Source organism: Dryocola clanedunensis subsp. sulfonylureivorans (assembly GCF_016756775.1).
Classification (GTDB): domain Bacteria; phylum Pseudomonadota; class Gammaproteobacteria; order Enterobacterales; family Enterobacteriaceae; genus Dryocola; species Dryocola clanedunensis.
Map to the genome: position 1 here is coordinate 81,992 of NZ_JAERMU010000001.1, position 15,639 is coordinate 97,630.

The 15,639-nt window shown below is 55.0% G+C and carries 15 protein-coding genes and 2 pseudogenes; 6 read left to right on the forward strand and 11 right to left on the reverse strand.

Annotated elements, in window-relative coordinates:
• Positions 1 to 101: 101 nt before the first annotated feature.
• Positions 102 to 353 carry a GlsB/YeaQ/YmgE family stress response membrane protein gene (locus HYQ67_RS00315; RefSeq protein WP_202300581.1) on the reverse strand — a complete coding sequence of 84 codons (252 nt, stop codon included), beginning with the start codon at positions 351 to 353 and terminating at the stop codon, positions 102 to 104.
• 230 nt (positions 354 to 583) lie between these two features.
• Between HYQ67_RS00315 and ycgR the strand changes: the two genes are divergently transcribed.
• Positions 584 to 1,315, forward strand: coding sequence for a flagellar brake protein YcgR (gene ycgR / locus HYQ67_RS00320; RefSeq protein ID WP_202300583.1), 732 nt, complete (start codon positions 584 to 586; stop codon positions 1,313 to 1,315).
• Here ycgR and emtA read toward each other — a convergent pair whose 3' ends face one another.
• Positions 1,316 to 1,924: a membrane-bound lytic murein transglycosylase EmtA gene (gene emtA / locus HYQ67_RS00325; RefSeq protein WP_202300585.1), complete on the reverse strand. Its 609-nt coding sequence runs from the start codon at positions 1,922 to 1,924 to the stop codon at positions 1,316 to 1,318. It lies immediately after the preceding gene.
• 117 nt (positions 1,925 to 2,041) lie between these two features.
• Here emtA and ldcA point away from each other — a divergent pair, with 117 nt between their 5' ends.
• Positions 2,042 to 2,953 carry a muramoyltetrapeptide carboxypeptidase gene (ldcA, locus tag HYQ67_RS00330; protein WP_202300587.1) on the forward strand — a complete coding sequence of 304 codons (912 nt, stop codon included), beginning with the start codon at positions 2,042 to 2,044 and terminating at the stop codon, positions 2,951 to 2,953.
• Between the two features lie 81 nt (positions 2,954 to 3,034).
• Positions 3,035 to 4,756 (forward strand): annotated as a pseudogene (locus HYQ67_RS00335) (potassium/proton antiporter); the annotation flags it as partial.
• Here HYQ67_RS00335 and HYQ67_RS24335 read toward each other — a convergent pair.
• From HYQ67_RS24335 to HYQ67_RS00345, 3 genes and pseudogenes are all read right to left on the reverse strand, one after another.
• A pseudogene (locus HYQ67_RS24335) lies at positions 4,712 to 4,825 on the reverse strand (hypothetical protein); the annotation flags it as partial. The pseudogenes HYQ67_RS00335 and HYQ67_RS24335 overlap by 45 nt on opposite strands.
• A 54-nt stretch (positions 4,826 to 4,879) precedes the next feature.
• Positions 4,880 to 5,950 carry a catabolic alanine racemase DadX gene (dadX, locus tag HYQ67_RS00340; RefSeq protein WP_202300589.1) on the reverse strand — a complete coding sequence of 357 codons (1,071 nt, stop codon included), beginning with the start codon at positions 5,948 to 5,950 and terminating at the stop codon, positions 4,880 to 4,882.
• A 29-nt stretch (positions 5,951 to 5,979) separates the two neighbouring features.
• Positions 5,980 to 7,278, reverse strand: coding sequence for a D-amino acid dehydrogenase (locus HYQ67_RS00345; protein WP_202300591.1), 1,299 nt, complete (start codon positions 7,276 to 7,278; stop codon positions 5,980 to 5,982).
• A gap of 325 nt (positions 7,279 to 7,603) precedes the next feature.
• Here HYQ67_RS00345 and HYQ67_RS00350 point away from each other — a divergent pair, with 325 nt between their 5' ends.
• Entirely contained in the window at positions 7,604 to 9,139 is a 1,536-nt protein-coding gene (locus HYQ67_RS00350; protein WP_202300593.1) for a SpoVR family protein, read from the forward strand.
• 116 nt (positions 9,140 to 9,255) lie between these two features.
• Here HYQ67_RS00350 and fadR read toward each other — a convergent pair whose 3' ends face one another.
• On the reverse strand, positions 9,256 to 9,975 hold the full coding sequence (gene fadR, locus HYQ67_RS00355; protein WP_202300595.1) for a fatty acid metabolism transcriptional regulator FadR: 720 nt from the start codon (positions 9,973 to 9,975) through the stop codon (positions 9,256 to 9,258).
• 224 nt (positions 9,976 to 10,199) lie between these two features.
• On the opposite strand from fadR, the gene nhaB reads away from it, so the two are divergent.
• Both nhaB and dsbB read left to right on the forward strand, forming a co-directional pair.
• Entirely contained in the window at positions 10,200 to 11,765 is a 1,566-nt protein-coding gene (gene nhaB, locus HYQ67_RS00360; protein ID WP_202300597.1) for a Na(+)/H(+) antiporter NhaB, read from the forward strand.
• A gap of 311 nt (positions 11,766 to 12,076) precedes the next feature.
• Complete coding sequence (gene dsbB / locus HYQ67_RS00365) at positions 12,077 to 12,607, forward strand: disulfide bond formation protein DsbB (RefSeq protein ID WP_202300599.1); 531 nt, start codon at positions 12,077 to 12,079, stop codon at positions 12,605 to 12,607.
• Positions 12,608 to 12,656: 49 nt separating this feature from the next.
• On the opposite strand, the gene HYQ67_RS00370 is transcribed toward dsbB, so the two are convergent.
• From HYQ67_RS00370 to HYQ67_RS00385, 5 genes are all read right to left on the reverse strand, one after another.
• Positions 12,657 to 12,893, reverse strand: coding sequence for a putative hemolysin (locus HYQ67_RS00370; RefSeq protein ID WP_202300601.1), 237 nt, complete (start codon positions 12,891 to 12,893; stop codon positions 12,657 to 12,659).
• 73 nt (positions 12,894 to 12,966) lie between these two features.
• Positions 12,967 to 13,143 (reverse strand): cold shock small protein YmcF, encoded by a 177-nt coding sequence (gene ymcF, locus HYQ67_RS23925; RefSeq protein WP_408626203.1) that lies wholly within the window; start codon positions 13,141 to 13,143, stop codon positions 12,967 to 12,969.
• Positions 13,144 to 13,238: 95 nt separating this feature from the next.
• Positions 13,239 to 13,685 (reverse strand): cysteine cluster protein YcgN, encoded by a 447-nt coding sequence (gene ycgN / locus HYQ67_RS00375; protein WP_202300603.1) that lies wholly within the window; start codon positions 13,683 to 13,685, stop codon positions 13,239 to 13,241.
• 88 nt (positions 13,686 to 13,773) lie between these two features.
• Positions 13,774 to 14,433 carry a fumarylacetoacetate hydrolase family protein gene (locus tag HYQ67_RS00380; protein WP_202300605.1) on the reverse strand — a complete coding sequence of 220 codons (660 nt, stop codon included), beginning with the start codon at positions 14,431 to 14,433 and terminating at the stop codon, positions 13,774 to 13,776.
• A 93-nt stretch (positions 14,434 to 14,526) separates the two neighbouring features.
• Positions 14,527 to 15,603 (reverse strand): lytic murein transglycosylase, encoded by a 1,077-nt coding sequence (locus HYQ67_RS00385; RefSeq protein ID WP_202300607.1) that lies wholly within the window; start codon positions 15,601 to 15,603, stop codon positions 14,527 to 14,529.
• Positions 15,604 to 15,639: the final 36 nt, after the last annotated feature.

A 15,639-nucleotide genomic window follows, 5' to 3' on the forward strand; every position in this document is an offset into this window, starting at 1 on the left:
GCGTCATCCGACACGGCAATCGTCAATGGTTGATAAGGCTTACCCACCCTTAAACGACAAACGGCCCCAAAAGGGGCCGTTTAGATTCAGAGCGACGCTGCTTAGCGGCGAACCATACGGAAGATGGCCAGCACGACAATCGCACCGACAACGGCAACCAGGAAGCTAGGCAGGTTAAAGCCCGTTACGTTGCCACCGATGTGGAAAAATGTTGCTAACCATCCGCCAACCACGGCACCGATGATCCCTAAAATACAGGTCAGGAAAAAGCCGCCGCCGTCTTTACCAGGCATGATAAATTTCGCGATGATACCCGCAATCAGACCAAATATAATCCAGGCAATAATACCCATTTTCGAAAATCCTCTTCTTAGTTGTGTTGGAACACAGTCCCTGAGCGCCGCGTTATGCATTGCCCGAACTGTCGGTACGCTAAGTATAATCAACCATTTGAAAAACGTGACCGACGTCACTAGTTTACCTGAAATATTTATCTGAAATCCTGCGATTATTCTTAAGTTTATAATATCTCTGCCGATAATCTGGCTTACTACTATTTGCAAACGCAACAAGGGCCAGGGCCTTGAATAACTATAACGAGCAGTTTCTGAAACAAAGTCCGCTGGCGGTATCAGGTGTGCTTCGCGATCTGCAAAGCAGCCAGGTACCCGTTTGTCTCTCATGGGGCAAGGGACAATTTATCAGTAAGATTCTGGATGTCTCGCAAGGGCAACTGATTATCGATTTTGGCAGCCAACAGCAGGAAAACCAGGCCGTTCAGCTGGCCGAGAATATACTTTTCACCGCCGAAACCCAGGGGGCGAAGGTCGAGTTTACGCTGCCGAAAATCAAGGCTACGGAGTATCTCAACCTGCCGGCGTTCAGCTCTCCCCTGCCCGCAACGCTTTGGTTTGTGCAACGTCGCGAATATTTCCGCATCAACGCACCGGTAAACCCCTTTTATTTCTGTCATACAAAATTGCCTGACGGTACGCTGTTTGATTTCAGGCTGTGCGATTTATCGCTGGGCGGCATGGGCGCGCTGGTTGATGGGCCACTGCCGGAAGGATTGACCGCCGGGATGGTATTTAAAAAGGTGGAGATTGATTTGGTCGAATGGGGGATCTTCCACTTCGACATGCAGCTTGTCACCCTGTCAGAGCGTAAGGTGGTGGACAGCAAAAATCAGACCGTCAGCACGCCTCGCCTGAGCTTTCGTTTCATGAACATCAACCCTGCGGTTGAACGGGAGCTGCAACGGATCATCTTTTCGCTGGAGCGGTCAGCCAGAGCGAAGGCCGACCGCGTGCGGTAACTACATTTCGTCCAGCGCGCGTGAGACTTTATACAGGTAACGCGGTGCCTGAGGGGAAGGATGGTGCTTTGCGACATAGTCCCAGAACTCCTGCGGGCTGAGATCGTTGATCTCATCAATGGCCTTAGCCCGATTGGACGAAAACGTCCTGAGCAGCGCGCCCGCTCCGTTCGCATACGAGACTAACAGGGCATATTGCATGGTCTGGGGATCCTCAATACCGGCGAGCGGGCCGTGTTCAAGAATGTTGAGATAGGCCGTACCTATGTCGATATTCCGTGCAGGGTCTTTCAGTTCGCTGGTTGACGGCTGTCCGCTCAGGCCCTGGTGGCGATAAACTTCGGCTCCCGCCGTTGAGGCTTTAATCTGCATCAGCCCGACAGCATTGGATTTACTGACCAGCGTAGGGTTACCCCCGGTTTCTACTGCGATGATAGCGGTAATCACTCGCGGGCTCACGCCCCACTCCTGCGCTGCCTGCTCGGTAATCGGCATCCAGGTCAGAGCGCCCTGAACTGGTTTAGCCGGGTTCCATTCAGCTTGTTTCGTGGTGTGGCTGGAACAGCCAGCAAGGAACAGGACCAAAACAATCAGCCATCTCATATTCACGCGTTCTATCCTTATAGATACTTTGCTCGTTATTACGGCGGTTAGCCGCCGCCGGGAGAGTGACAACCGCCCGCGATAGCGGCATCATAACCAATTCACTTTACGCAAGGAAATGCCATGTCTCTGATTAGTTTGATTGCCCCTTCGGGATACTGTGTAAACCAGGCTGCGGCGGCTCGCGGTATTGAGCGGCTGGAACAGGTGGGACACCAGGTCGCGAACCAGCAGGCAGTCACCCGGCGTTTTCAGCGTTTTGCAGGCACCGACGAGCAGCGAGCGGCGGAAATCAACCAGCTCACCACGCTGTCACCGGAATGCGACATCGTTCTGGCGGTGCGCGGCGGCTACGGCGCAACGCGTCTGCTTGAGCACATCGATTTCTCACGGCTCGGACGCGCTTTCCGTTCTCGCACGCCGGTAATTTGTGGCCACAGCGACTTTACCGCCATCCAGCTGGCCCTGCTGGCCCAGTGTGGAACCATCACTTTCAGCGGGCCGATGCTGGCCGGAAATTTTGGGGCCGAAACGCTTGATGACTATACCTGGCAGCACTTCTGGAAAGCCATCACGCAGGCTGAATACGCGGTCAGCTGGAATAACAGCGCCGAGGCCTGTTCGGCCAGCGGCACAATCTGGGGCGGCAACCTCGCCATGCTGGTATCGCTGCTGGGTTCGCCATGGCTCCCCGCCGTTGACGGCGGTATTCTGGTGGTCGAGGATATCAACGAGCATCCTTTCCGCGTTGAACGAATGCTGTTACAGCTCCACCACGCGGGGATCCTCAAACGTCAGAAGGCGCTTATCCTCGGGAGTTTTAATGGCGCAACGGTGAGTGATTACGACGCCGGCTACGATTTCAATGAAATGTGCCAGATGCTTTCGGCACGTCTTGATATCCCCGTTCTGCCGGGTTTGCCATTCGGTCATGAGCCGCAGACGGTGACGCTGCCGCTGGGCGCCTTTGGCGAATTGCAGCACGATGGGCAGCAGAGCGTGCTGACGATCAGCGGTCACCAGGTCATTGCGTAAAAAAGACGGTATTTCGGGCCGTTAGCCGGCCCGATCCGTGATAACATTTAGTAATAACTACAGCGGCTCTTATAAAGGAGAATGATAATTTTGGACGCGGGTGCGATAATTAGTCTGTTCATTTTAGGTTCCGTACTGGTAACTTGTAGCATCTTATTAAGCTCATTTTCCTCCCGTCTTGGTATTCCCATCCTGGTTATCTTCCTCGCTATCGGCATGCTGGCCGGAGTGGATGGTATCGGTGGTATCCCGTTTGATAATTATCCTCTTGCTTATTTAATCAGTAACCTTGCGCTGGCCGTGATCCTGCTCGATGGCGGCATGCGCACCCAGGCCAGCTCCTTCCGGGTTGCGCTGGGCCCCGCCCTTTCACTGGCCACCGTTGGCGTACTTGTCACCTCGGGATTAACGGGGCTGGCCGCAGCGTGGCTGTTTAATCTGGATTTGATTCAGGGCCTGCTGATTGGCGCTATCGTTGGCTCCACGGATGCCGCAGCGGTGTTCTCACTGCTCGGCGGCAAGGGCCTGAACGAACGCGTGGGCGCAACGCTTGAGATTGAGTCCGGCAGCAACGACCCGATGGCGGTGTTCCTGACCATCACGCTGATTGAGATGATCCAGCAGGGGCAAACCGGCCTGAGCTGGATGTTCCTCGTGCATATCATTCAGCAGTTCGGCCTGGGCATCCTGTTCGGCCTCGGCGGCGGCTACCTGCTGCTGCAGATGATTAACCGCATCACGCTGCCGCAGGGGCTTTATCCGCTGCTGGCGCTGAGCGGCGGCATCATGGTCTTCGCTATCACCACCGCGCTCGAAGGCAGCGGTATTCTTGCCGTCTACCTGTGCGGCTTTTTACTCGGCAATAAACCTATTCGCAGCCGCTTTGGCATCCTGCAAACCTTCGATGGTCTGGCCTGGCTGGCGCAAATTGGCATGTTCCTGGTGCTCGGCCTGCTGGTGAATCCGAAAGATTTGCTGGCAATAGCTATCCCGGCGCTGGCGCTGTCGGCGTGGATGATCTTCTTTGCCCGCCCGCTGTCGGTGCTGATTGGGCTGATCCCTTTCCGCGGCTTCAACGGCCGCGAACGTATTTTTATCAGCTGGGTTGGCCTGCGCGGCGCGGTGCCCATCATCCTCGCGGTCTTCCCGATGATGGCGGGCCTGGATAATGCGCGGCTGTTCTTCAACGTGGCCTTCTTTGTGGTGCTGGTCTCGCTGCTGCTGCAAGGCTCATCGCTGGGCTGGGCGGCAAAAAAAGCGAAAGTTGTGGTGCCGCCGGTGGGCTGGCCGGTCTCCCGCGTTGGGCTGGATATTCATCCGGAAAACCCGTGGGAGCAGTTTGTCTATCAGCTGAGCGAAGATAAGTGGTGCGTGGGTGCAGCACTTCGTGACCTGCATATGCCGACAGAAACCCGCATTGCCGCCCTCTTCCGTGATAATGCACTGTTGCATCCAACGGGCAGTACTCGCCTGCGTGAAGGGGACGTTTTGTGTGTCATTGGCCGGGAGCGGGATTTACCTGCACTGGGTAAACTGTTCAGCCAGTCGCCGCCGGTCGCCCTCGACCAGCGTTTCTTCGGCGACTTTATTCTGGAAGCCAGCGCGCAGTTCTCGGACGTGGCGACCATCTATGGCCTGGATCTGGATGATGAGGTCAACAAGCAGCAGACGCTGGGTGAGTTCGTGCTCGGCATGCTGGGCGGCGCGCCGGTGGTAGGTGACCAGGTGGAGTACGCCGGGATGATCTGGACTGTGGCAGAGAAAGAGAATAATCAGGTACGCAAGATTGGCGTTCGCGTCGCTGAGGAAGAGGCAGAATAATATTCGCGCGGATTGGGTGGATGACGACAGGTGGATGACGCTGTCGCTTATCCACCCTACGTTCTAGTATTCGTAGGTCGGATAAGCGCAGCGTCATCCGACACATCAAACCGTCACTACCGGCACGCGCGGTGCCAGTGCGCACATCAGCTCATAGCCTACCGTACCCGCCGCCGAGGCAACATCATCAATCTTCACTTCGTTGCCCCATAGCTCGACCGGGCTGCCGATCCCCGCATGCGGACACGGCGTTAGATCCACCGCAATCATATCCATCGAAATAGCCCCGATAGTGGATGTCATCACGCCATCGACGTGAACCGGCGTACCGGTTGGCGCGTGGCGGGGATAGCCATCCGCATAGCCACAGGCCACTATCCCGATCCGCTGTTCGCCGGACGCCCGGTAGCGGCTACCGTAGCCTACTGCGTCCCCTGCCTTAAGATTCTGGATGCCGATAATTTCGCTGCGCAAGGTCATCACCGGGCGCAGGCCGCTGTTGGCAATATCGCACCACTGGCCGCTCGGCGAAGCGCCGTAAAGTATAATCCCCGGACGCACCCAGTCGAAATGGGCTTCCGGGTGCCACATCGTGGCCGCCGAGTTTGACAGGGAGCGGGCGCAGTCCAGCCCTTCCGCCGCCTGCTCAATGCGCGCCAGCGGCTCGACGATGCCTTCAGGCTGTTCCGCATCGGCAAAGTGCGCCATCAGCGTCAGCTGCCCGACGTTGGGAATGGCGCGCAGCTGCTGCCAGATAGAATGCACCCGCTCCGGGGTAAAACCGAGGCGGTTCATGCCGCTGTTCACCTTCAGATAAATATCCAGCGGCGCGTTAAGACGCGCGTTCGCCAGCGCCTTCACCTGCCAGTTGCTGTGCAGGCTCGTGGTGAGGCGATATTTATCAAACAGCTCAAGATCGCCGGCGTGGAAGAAGCCTTCCAGCATCAGAATCGGCCCTTTCCAGCCGCGCTCACGCAGCAATATGGCTTCTTCAACATTGAGCAGGGCGAAACCGTCGGTGCCACCCAGCGCCGACCAGACGCGATCGATACCGTGGCCGTAGGCGTTTGCTTTCACGACAGACCACACCCGGGAATTCGGGGCAGCCTGACGGGCGATTTGCAGATTATTGCGCAGCGCGCTCAAATCGAGCGTCGCTGTAACAGGACGGGACATAGCCGCTCCTTGTTTTCGTTATTGGTCTGTCAATTATGGGCGCTGTGCAGGCGTTGTGAACCTGAAGGTGTAAATCCCGGTGAATAGCGGGCCACCGCAAGATCGTCAAACGGAATTGCTGGCGTTCTGCCGGAGATTAAGTCGCTGAGCATCTGCCCCGATCCGCAGGCCATCGTCCAGCCAAGCGTGCCGTGGCCGGTATTGAGCCAGAGGTTTTTAAACGGCGTTTTACCGACGATGGGCGTGCCGTCCGGCGTCATCGGACGCAGGCCCGTCCAGAACGTTGCCTGTTCGACGTGACCACCGCGTGGATAGAGATCGCGCACCACCATCTCCAGCGTTTCACGACGCGGCTGCAGCAGATCGGTATTGTAACCCACGATTTCCGCCATGCCGCCGACGCGGATACGGTTGTCAAAGCGGGTGATGGCGATTTTGTAGGTTTCATCGAGGATGGTTGAAACCGGCGCGCCCTGCTCGTCGGCAATCGGAATTGTCAACGAGTAGCCTTTAAGCGGATAGACCGGAATATCGACGATATTTTTCAGTAAACCAGTCGAGTACGAACCAAAGGCGACCACGTAGGTGTCAGCCTTAATCACCTCTTTGCCGCACTGCACGCCATAGATGCTGTGGCCTTCATAAAGCAGGCGATCGACGGGCGTGTTGAAGCGAAATTCTACGCCAGCCTCCGCCGCCATCCGCGCCAGGTTCTGGGTGAAAAGCTGGCAGTCGCCGGTTTCATCATTTGGCAAACGCAGGCCGCCGGTGAGTTTGTGGGCGACGTCCGCAAGCGCGGGCTCCACGCGGTTTAGCTGGCTGGCCTCCAGCAGTTCATAAGGCACGCCCGCATCCTGCAGGACGGCGATATCTTTTGCCGCATTTTCATACTGCTGCGCGGTGCGGAAGAGCTGGAGCGTACCGCCCTGGCGTCCTTCGTACTGGATCCCGGTGCTGTGGCGCAGCTCTTTGAGGCAGTCGCGGCTGTACTCTGCCAGACGCACCATGCGCCCTTTGTTCTCCTGGTAATGCCGCATGTCGCAGTTGCGCAGCATCTGCATCATCCATTTGAGCTGGAAGCGCGTGCCGTCGAGACTGATGGCCAGCGGCGCATGGCGCTGGAACATCCATTTAATGGCCTTCAGCGGCACGCCGGGGGCGGCCCAGGGGGCCGCATAGCCCGGAGAGATTTGCCCGGCGTTGGCGGCGCTGGTTTCAAGCGCAGGCCCGGCTTCCCTGTCAATCACCGTCACCTCGTGACCCGCCTGACGTAAATACCAGGCGCTCGCGACACCGACCACGCCACTTCCCAGCACCACAACACGCATAACGCTTCCTCGTTCCGCTAAAAGAATAATCTTCTGATTACAAATTGATAACCCAGATGAAAATATTATTCAACATACGGCTTTATTATGGTGAAGCCTCTCACATCCTGGCCTATGTCCGCTGGGGTGACGCAATTAGGATCTCCTGCGACATAAAATATTATCGACAGAATAAAACTCCAGCCAGCACGCAAAATCCGGGTCATTGAAATCCGTAAATCGCGCAGAAAAAAGTTTGCCGGCGGGCACTAAGTTTGCGGAGTGTTCTATCCTTTGAGGTGAGGCTTTCCATTCAGAGAGGGCCGACAACAATGAGGGTGCGCTGATGGCTACTGTTGACCTTTCCGCCACAAAGGATTCCAGACGACTGAGTGATGGTCCCGACTGGACGTTCGAACTGTTGGACGTCTACCTCGCTGAGATCGACCGTGTTGCTAAGCTTTACCGCTTAGACACTTATCCGCATCAGATTGAGGTCATCACCTCTGAACAGATGATGGATGCCTACTCCAGCGTCGGGATGCCCATAAATTACCCGCACTGGTCGTTCGGCAAAAAATTCATCGAGACCGAGCGGCTGTACAAGCACGGGCAGCAGGGGCTGGCCTACGAGATTGTGATTAACTCCAATCCCTGCATCGCCTATTTGATGGAAGAAAATACCATCACCATGCAGGCGCTGGTGATTGCCCACGCCTGCTACGGACACAACTCGTTCTTCAAAAATAACTACTTGTTCCGCAGCTGGACGGACGCCAGCTCAATCATCGATTACCTGATCTTCGCCCGCAAATACATCAGCGAGTGCGAGGAGCGTTATGGCGTGGACGAAGTGGAGCGACTGCTCGACTCGTGCCATGCGCTGATGAACTACGGCGTTGACCGCTATAAACGCCCGCAGAAGATTTCGCTGCAGGAAGAGAAAGCGCGGCAGAAAAGCCGCGAAGAGTATCTGCAAAGCCAGGTAAATACCCTCTGGCGCACCCTGCCTCGCCGCGAAGAAGAGAAAACGGTAGCCGAAGCGCGTCGCTACCCTTCCGAGCCGCAGGAAAACCTGCTCTATTTCATGGAGAAGAACGCGCCGCTGCTGGAGCCGTGGCAGCGTGAAATCCTGCGCATCGTGCGTAAGGTGAGCCAGTATTTTTATCCGCAAAAGCAGACCCAGGTGATGAACGAGGGCTGGGCGACCTTCTGGCACTACACCATCCTTAACCATCTGTACGATGAAGGAAAAGTGACGGAACGCTTCATGCTGGAGTTCCTGCACAGCCATACCAACGTGGTGTTCCAGCCACCGTATAACAGCCCGTGGTACAACGGCATCAACCCTTATGCTCTGGGCTTTGCCATGTTCCAGGACATCAAGCGTATCTGTCAGAATCCGACAGAGGAAGACAAATACTGGTTCCCGGATATCGCCGGGAAAGACTGGCTGGATACCCTGCACTTTGCGATGCGCGACTTCAAGGACGAGAGCTTTATCAGCCAGTTCCTGTCGCCGAAGCTGATGCGTGACTTCCGTCTGTTTACCGTGCTGGATGACGACCACAATAATTACCTGGAAATTTCGGCTATTCATAACGAGGAAGGCTACCGTGAAATTCGCGCCCAGCTTTCCGCCCAGTACAACCTGAGCAACCTGGAGCCGAACATTCAGGTATGGAACGTGGATTTACGCGGCGACCGTTCGCTGACGCTACGCTATATCCCGCAGAACCGCGCGCCGCTGGATAAAGGTCGTCGTGAGGTGCTCAAGCATGTGCACCGCCTGTGGGGCTTTGACGTGACGCTGGAGCAGCAGAACGAGGACGGCAGCGTTGAGCTGCTGGATCGGTGTCCGCCGAGGATAAACAGCTTATAAAGCGCTGGCCGAGCTTGCGCTTATCCAACCTGCACAGGTCTGTTGTGGGATGGATAAGCATTTTGCACCGATCAAAAAAGGCTTCCGGATGGAAGCCTTTTTTTACAGCGGCGCTATCAGCGGCTGTGCATTGCCAGATCGCCCGGCAGGTTTTTCTGCATACGGTGCCAGATTTCCCCACTTTCGCGGCCGTAGGTACGAACGGTATCGAATACCTGATCGTGCAGACCTTCCTCGCAGATTTTTGCCAGGCGATGGTAGAAACCTAACGCCAGGCTACGCGCTTCAGGATTGGAGAAGTAGTGACGCCCGATGCGGGTGTACAGCCCTTTCATGCCGTTAAGGATCAGCCCGTAAATTGGGTTGCCGGAGGCAAACGCCAGGCCGCGGAAAATGCTGTAGTCCAGGTGCGCGAAGGCATCCGCGTGGTCTTCAACGCTGTCCGCCGTGGCCAGAACTTCCTGCGCTTTGTCCGGGTGCTGACGCATCGCCGTACGGATAAAAATGGTGGCGATGTTGGTGCGCACGGACAGCAGATTATCTATCAGCTGAGGCACGCTGTCGTGATCTAAACGCGCCAGTGTTTCCAGGATATTCAGGCCTGAAGTTTCCCAGAAATTGTTCACTTTTGTCGGTTTGCCATGCTGAATGGTTAGCCAACCGTCCCGGGCCAGACGCTGCAAGACTTCACGCAGCGTGGTACGGGTAACACCAATAAGTTCAGAAAGCTCACGCTCGGCAGGTAAAATAGAACCAGGAGGGAAACGGCTATTCCAGATACTTTCAATAATATATTCTTCCGCGAAACCCGCAGGGCTCTGCGCCTTAATGACCATAGTACGATTTCCATTACACAGGTTTGGCAATTTGGACTCATCATACCAGATGCGACGGACGCCAGATAGGTTGCCGCATGGCCATTTACGGGATCAATGTTTAATTTCTTTCATAATAGTTACGGGGCGAACAATCGTCGCACCTTGCCAGTCCGGCCCTGCGCGAGTACCCTCGAAGCTATTAATAACCGCGATAATAATCACAGGAGTAAGGTCCTATCACAATGGAAATGTCCACAGGTCGTGCGCTATATCGGAACTTTCTTGGCCAGTCACCTGACTGGTACAAAATGGCAATTGTTGCTTTTCTGATCGTCAACCCACTGGTGTTCTGGTACGTCAGCCCTTTCGTTGCCGGATGGATGCTGGTTGCCGAGTTTATCTTCACCCTTGCGATGGCGCTGAAGTGTTATCCACTGCTGCCCGGCGGCCTGCTCGCTATTGAGGCGGTACTTGTCGGCATGACCAGTGCGGAAAACGTCCGCCATGAAGTGGCTAACAATCTTGAGGTGCTGCTGCTGCTGATCTTTATGGTTGCCGGCATCTACTTTATGAAACAGCTCCTGCTGCTGGTGTTCACCAAGCTACTGCTGGGCATTCGCTCAAAAATGCTGCTTTCGCTGGCATTCTGTGTCGCCGCGGCTTTTCTTTCCGCCTTCCTGGATGCGCTGACGGTTGTCGCCGTAGTGATAAGCGTGGCGGTCGGCTTTTACGGTATCTATCACCGTGTAGCTTCCAATAACGGTGATGACGGCGATATCCTGGATGACAGCCAGCTGGAAACTGACGGCCGCTCCATCCTTGAACAATTTCGGGCCTTTTTACGCAGCCTGATGATGCACGCGGGGGTAGGAACGGCTTTAGGTGGCGTTATGACGATGGTGGGAGAGCCGCAGAATTTGATCATCGCCAAGAACGCTGGCTGGCATTTTGGCGAGTTCCTGCTGCGCATGGCTCCGGTCACCCTCCCGGTACTGGTTTGTGGCCTGCTGACCTGCCTGCTGCTCGAATACACCAAAATTCTGGGATATGGCGCGGAGCTGCCGGAAAAAGTACGCACCATTCTGAAAGATTACGACACCCAAAGCGCCAAAAAACGCAGCAAGCAGGAGACGGTCAGGCTGGTGATTCAGGCGCTGATCGGCATCTGGCTGGTCATTGCGCTGGCATTGCATCTGGCGGAAGTGGGTCTGATTGGCCTGTCAGTGATTATTTTCGCCACCGCGTTATGTGGGGTGACGGATGAACATGCTATTGGTAAAGCGTTTACCGAAGCCCTGCCTTTCACGGCCTTGCTGACCGTGTTCTTCGCGGTGGTCGCCGTTATTATCGATCAGCATCTCTTCACTCCTGTTATCCACTTCGTATTACAGGCCGAGCCTCATGCTCAGCTCTCGCTCTTTTATCTGTTTAACGGCGTGCTGTCGTCCATTTCTGACAATGTCTTTGTCGGCACGGTGTACATCAACGAGACGAGAAATGCACTGCAAAGCGGCATCATCGACCTTAAACAGTTTGAGCTGCTGGCGGTGGCGATTAATACCGGTACTAACCTGCCCTCCGTTGCGACACCGAACGGTCAGGCCGCGTTTCTGTTCCTGTTGACCTCCGCGCTGGCACCGCTTATCAGGCTCTCTTATGGCCGTATGGTGTTAATGGCGCTGCCTTACACTATTGTGCTGACGCTGGTCGGCCTGCTGTGCGTTGAGTACACCTTGCAGCCTGCTACCGAGTGGATGCTGCATGCGGGATGGATTACCCCTTCCACGCTTAGCGAGCTGACACACTAAGATCGCGCAGAGGACAGTGAACTGTCCTCTGCAGACTGATGACAGACCTAAAGCGAATGCGTTTCGCAAAGATCTCACCGAATAAATAACAAGGAAAATCAATTCATTGATTTTCGCCTGCTTATCACAAAGAAGGAAAAACCACGCTTTTTCCTTCTTTGTCAGCAATCTGAGAGGACAGTGAATTGTCCTCTGTCACTCAGTTGCCTGATTACTATCCTAAATAACCGATATTTTTTCCGCTTCTACTGGCGCAAAAATCGAATTGGTTTACACTGCCGAATCACCGCAAGTTGTAGGGAAAACAGATTATGTTGCGATATTTAAACCAATGCTCCCGTGGGCGTGGTGCCTGGCTGCTGCTGGCTTTCACCGCTTTTGCTCTGGAGATGGTGGCGCTATGGTTCCAGCATGTCATGATGCTGAAGCCGTGTGTAATGTGTATTTACGAGCGCTGTGCCCTGTTTGGGATTATGGGCGCAGGGTTGGTAGGCGCGATGGCACCCAAATCGCCTCTGCGCTACGGCGCGCTGGCCATCTGGCTTTATAGCGCAGGGAAAGGCGTACAGCTGACCTGGGAACATACGATGCTGCAGCTGCATCCGTCCCCGTTCGTCACCTGTGATTTTGCAGCTCGTTTCCCGTCGTGGCTACCGCTGAATAAATGGCTGCCGCAGGTCTTCGTGGCCACGGGCGACTGCTCCGTTCGCCAGTGGGAGTTTCTCTCCCTGGATATGGTGCAGTGGCTGTTAGGGATCTTCGCCGTCTTCCTGGTTATCGCCGTGCTGGTGCTGATTGCGCAGCCTTTAAAACCAAAACGTCGCGATCTGTTTGGCCGCTAAGGGCTGAACCGCAGGCATAAAAAAACCCGCTTCGGCGGGTTTTTTATTATTAGTGGTCGCGACGATAGAGCATCCATTCGTCGATTCGTTCACCGCTCGGCAGCAAACAATCTGCGCGCTCACCTGTATCTGTTTTCACTCGCATTAGCTTGCCGCCCCGATCCTGGCAGTAAACCGCGGCTGGGTTCGGCTTGCCGATAACCTCAGGGGGTTTTGGCGCATAGGGTTCAGGCGACGAGCAGCCGCTGAGTATTAGCGTTCCGAGCAGTAATGTTAGTTTATTCATCATCCCTCCGTTAAGGAGGTCGATGTTAACAGTGCAGGCGCAGGAAAAGCAAAACCAGCGGGATTTGGGACGTTTAGCGAGCAGCTACGTTATGTTGATGAATCGCACTCATCGGACGATGAAGAAGATGCATCCCTGTTTTACAGAAGATACAAACAGCGCCATAGGGATTTGTTTCTCGGACGTCGTACGGGGAGGTGCGATACTGTGAACCGCCACAAGACGGACACTTAAATGTTAAGTACTGGATAAAGACCTACTTTTATTTGTTATTGAAAGAACACCGTATCACAAAATTTGTGTTTTGTACTATTTATTTTGGCGTTCTTTTACGACTCTGGCGGCTTAGTCTGCCCACTCAGGTTTGTTGAGGATATGATCCTGCCAGTCCTGCACTTCCGTCTCTTTTACCGCGATATGTCGCACCGAAATGCGTTCGCCGTGCATGGCTGCTTTTGACCCGGTCAGCAGCGGATGCCACTGCGGCAAGTCTTTTCCTTCAGCCAGCAAACGGTACGCGCAGGTGTGCGGCAACCATTCGAAGGTCGGCAGGTTGTCACGGGTGAGCTTGATGCAGTCTGGTTCATATTCGAAGCGACGGGCATAATTCCGGCACTGGCAGGTCTTAATATTCAGCTGTTTGCACGCGACGTTGGTGAAATAGATTTCATCCGTATCTTCGTCCATCAGCTTGTGCAGGCAGCACTGGCCACAGCCATCACAAAGTGATTCCCACTCTGTATCGCTCATTTCATCGAGTGTTTTACTCTGCCAGAAAGGTACCTGTGTCATGATTGTGCCCGCATTTAAAATAAGCTGCACCTTATAAACGCTGTGGGATAAAGATGCAAGTAATGCCGCCTTAGGGCGGCAAATTTCATTATAGTACGCGGGTGGAGAGACTCCGGCCGTCGAAGCTCAGTTCGAGGTTATCACCGCTTGCCAGCGGTCCTACGCCTTCCGGGGTACCGGTCAGGATGACATCGCCAGCTCGCAGGGTGAAGAAGCGGCTCATGTAAGCAATCAGCGGCGCAATTTTGTGGATCATGTCAGAGGTTGAACCCTGCTGACGGATCTCACCGTTGATTTTCAGGGAGAGCTCGGTGTTTTGCGCATCGGCGGTAAACTCTGCGGCGGGAATAAAACCTGAAATCGGGCAGGAGTTATCAAAGCCTTTTGCTTTTTCCCACGGCTGCCCTGCTTTCTTGAGCTTGCCCTGCAGGTCACGCAGGGTGAGATCGAGCGCCACACCGTAGCCAGCAATCGCCTTGACCACATGCTCCTCGCTTGCCTGCCTGAGGGTGGCACCGATCAGGATTGCCAGCTCGACTTCGTGATGCACGGAACCCAGCCCCTGCGGCAGCGCCAGCGGCTGGCGAATATCGCACAGCGCGCTCTCGGGCTTGATGAACAGCACCGGCTCTTCCGGCGTTGCGCTGCCCATCTCTTTAATATGCTTCGCGTAGTTACTGCCCACGCACACTACTTTGCTGACCGGAAAATCCAGCAGCGCACCCTGCCAGTTATGATGTTGATACATGCCTTTCCTCTGCGTCGTTGTGTTAACTGCATCTGATACTAGATAAAAAAATCCCCGGTGCATACCGGGGAGTGTTTGTTGTTGTGTGGGGGTTTACTTAACGATGGCGTCTGCCATGGTGCCGATGCTAATCGCGAAGTAGTACGAACGGTTCCAGCGCATGATGGTGCGGAAATTGTTGTAGACCAGGAACGAGCGGGCCTGATTGTCGTCCGGCGTGATAATCCATGCGCGTTCTGTAGACGCAGGCAGCAATAAACCATCCGGGAGCGTTACGCCAAGCTTCTGCCATTGCGACACGGTTTTACCCTGCGACGTTTTCGTTCCGGCAAGGCCTGAATTAAATCCTGCTGGCAGTTTCACTTCCATGCCCCAGGTTCCACCTGCCTGCCACCCTTCTTTTGCCAGATAGTTGGCCGTAGAGGCAAACACATCGCTGGTGTTGTTCCAGATATCAATCTTGCCATCGCCGTCGCCGTCTTTGCCGTAGCGCAGATAGGAGCTTGGCATGAACTGGTTCTGGCCCATAGCGCCGGCCCACGACCCTTTCAGCTGGTCGGCGGCGGCATGGCCCTGGTCGATAATTTTCAGCGATGCCATCAGCTCTTTAGTAAAGAAAGCCTCGCGTCGCCCTTCGAAGGCCAGAGTAGAAAGCGCGGAGACAATATCTTCTTTGCCCTGAATTTTGCCAAACTGACTCTCCATCGCCCACAGCGCAACGATGTAGTTGGCCTGCACGCCAGTTTGCGCGCTGACCGAGGCCAGTTCCGCCTGGTGCTGTTTATACAGCTCTCTTGCCCTATCTATCTTCGCCTGGGTAATGACACGAGAGAGGTAATCATCAAGGGTCACTTTTTTCTCAAGCTGGTTCTGGTCAGATTTGATGACCCGGTCAACAAAATGCACGTTGGCAAAGGCGGCAGTGATAGTCGCATCGCTGATGCCCTGGGCTTTCGCCTGCTGCTTAAGCTGTTCTACATAGCCCGGAAACTCCGCCGGATCCCGGCCCTGAGCGGCAAGTGTAGAAGCACTACTGTTGGTTGAGGAAGCCTGCGGCTGTGCGGCAACGGTCTGCGCGGCGGGAGCTACCGCCTCCGCGTTGGGGGATTTTGCCGCGCAGCTGGCAAGCAATAACGTACTGGCGGTTAAACAGATTGCTGAATTTTTCATCTACCCTCTCGGATGAATCTGAAGTTACTGCTGTTA

What these genes read in the sequence shown, in the direction of transcription:
- HYQ67_RS00315 (WP_202300581.1), bottom strand. Translation starts at nt 353, where the DNA reads ATGGGTATTATTGCCTGGATTATATTTGGTCTGATTGCGGGTATCATC.
- HYQ67_RS00380 (WP_202300605.1), bottom strand. Translation starts at nt 14,433, where the DNA reads ATGTATCAACATCATAACTGGCAGGGTGCGCTGCTGGATTTTCCGGTC.
- HYQ67_RS00370 (WP_202300601.1), bottom strand. Translation starts at nt 12,893, where the DNA reads ATGAATAAACTAACATTACTGCTCGGAACGCTAATACTCAGCGGCTGC.
- ycgN (WP_202300603.1), bottom strand. Translation starts at nt 13,685, where the DNA reads ATGACACAGGTACCTTTCTGGCAGAGTAAAACACTCGATGAAATGAGC.
- HYQ67_RS00385 (WP_202300607.1), bottom strand. Translation starts at nt 15,603, where the DNA reads ATGAAAAATTCAGCAATCTGTTTAACCGCCAGTACGTTATTGCTTGCC.
- dadX (WP_202300589.1), bottom strand. Translation starts at nt 5,950, where the DNA reads ATGTCCCGTCCTGTTACAGCGACGCTCGATTTGAGCGCGCTGCGCAAT.
- nhaB (WP_202300597.1), top strand. Translation starts at nt 10,200, where the DNA reads ATGGAAATGTCCACAGGTCGTGCGCTATATCGGAACTTTCTTGGCCAG.
- fadR (WP_202300595.1), bottom strand. Translation starts at nt 9,975, where the DNA reads ATGGTCATTAAGGCGCAGAGCCCTGCGGGTTTCGCGGAAGAATATATT.
- HYQ67_RS00350 (WP_202300593.1), top strand. Translation starts at nt 7,604, where the DNA reads ATGGCTACTGTTGACCTTTCCGCCACAAAGGATTCCAGACGACTGAGT.
- dsbB (WP_202300599.1), top strand. Translation starts at nt 12,077, where the DNA reads ATGTTGCGATATTTAAACCAATGCTCCCGTGGGCGTGGTGCCTGGCTG.
- HYQ67_RS00345 (WP_202300591.1), bottom strand. Translation starts at nt 7,278, where the DNA reads ATGCGTGTTGTGGTGCTGGGAAGTGGCGTGGTCGGTGTCGCGAGCGCC.
- ldcA (WP_202300587.1), top strand. Translation starts at nt 2,042, where the DNA reads ATGTCTCTGATTAGTTTGATTGCCCCTTCGGGATACTGTGTAAACCAG.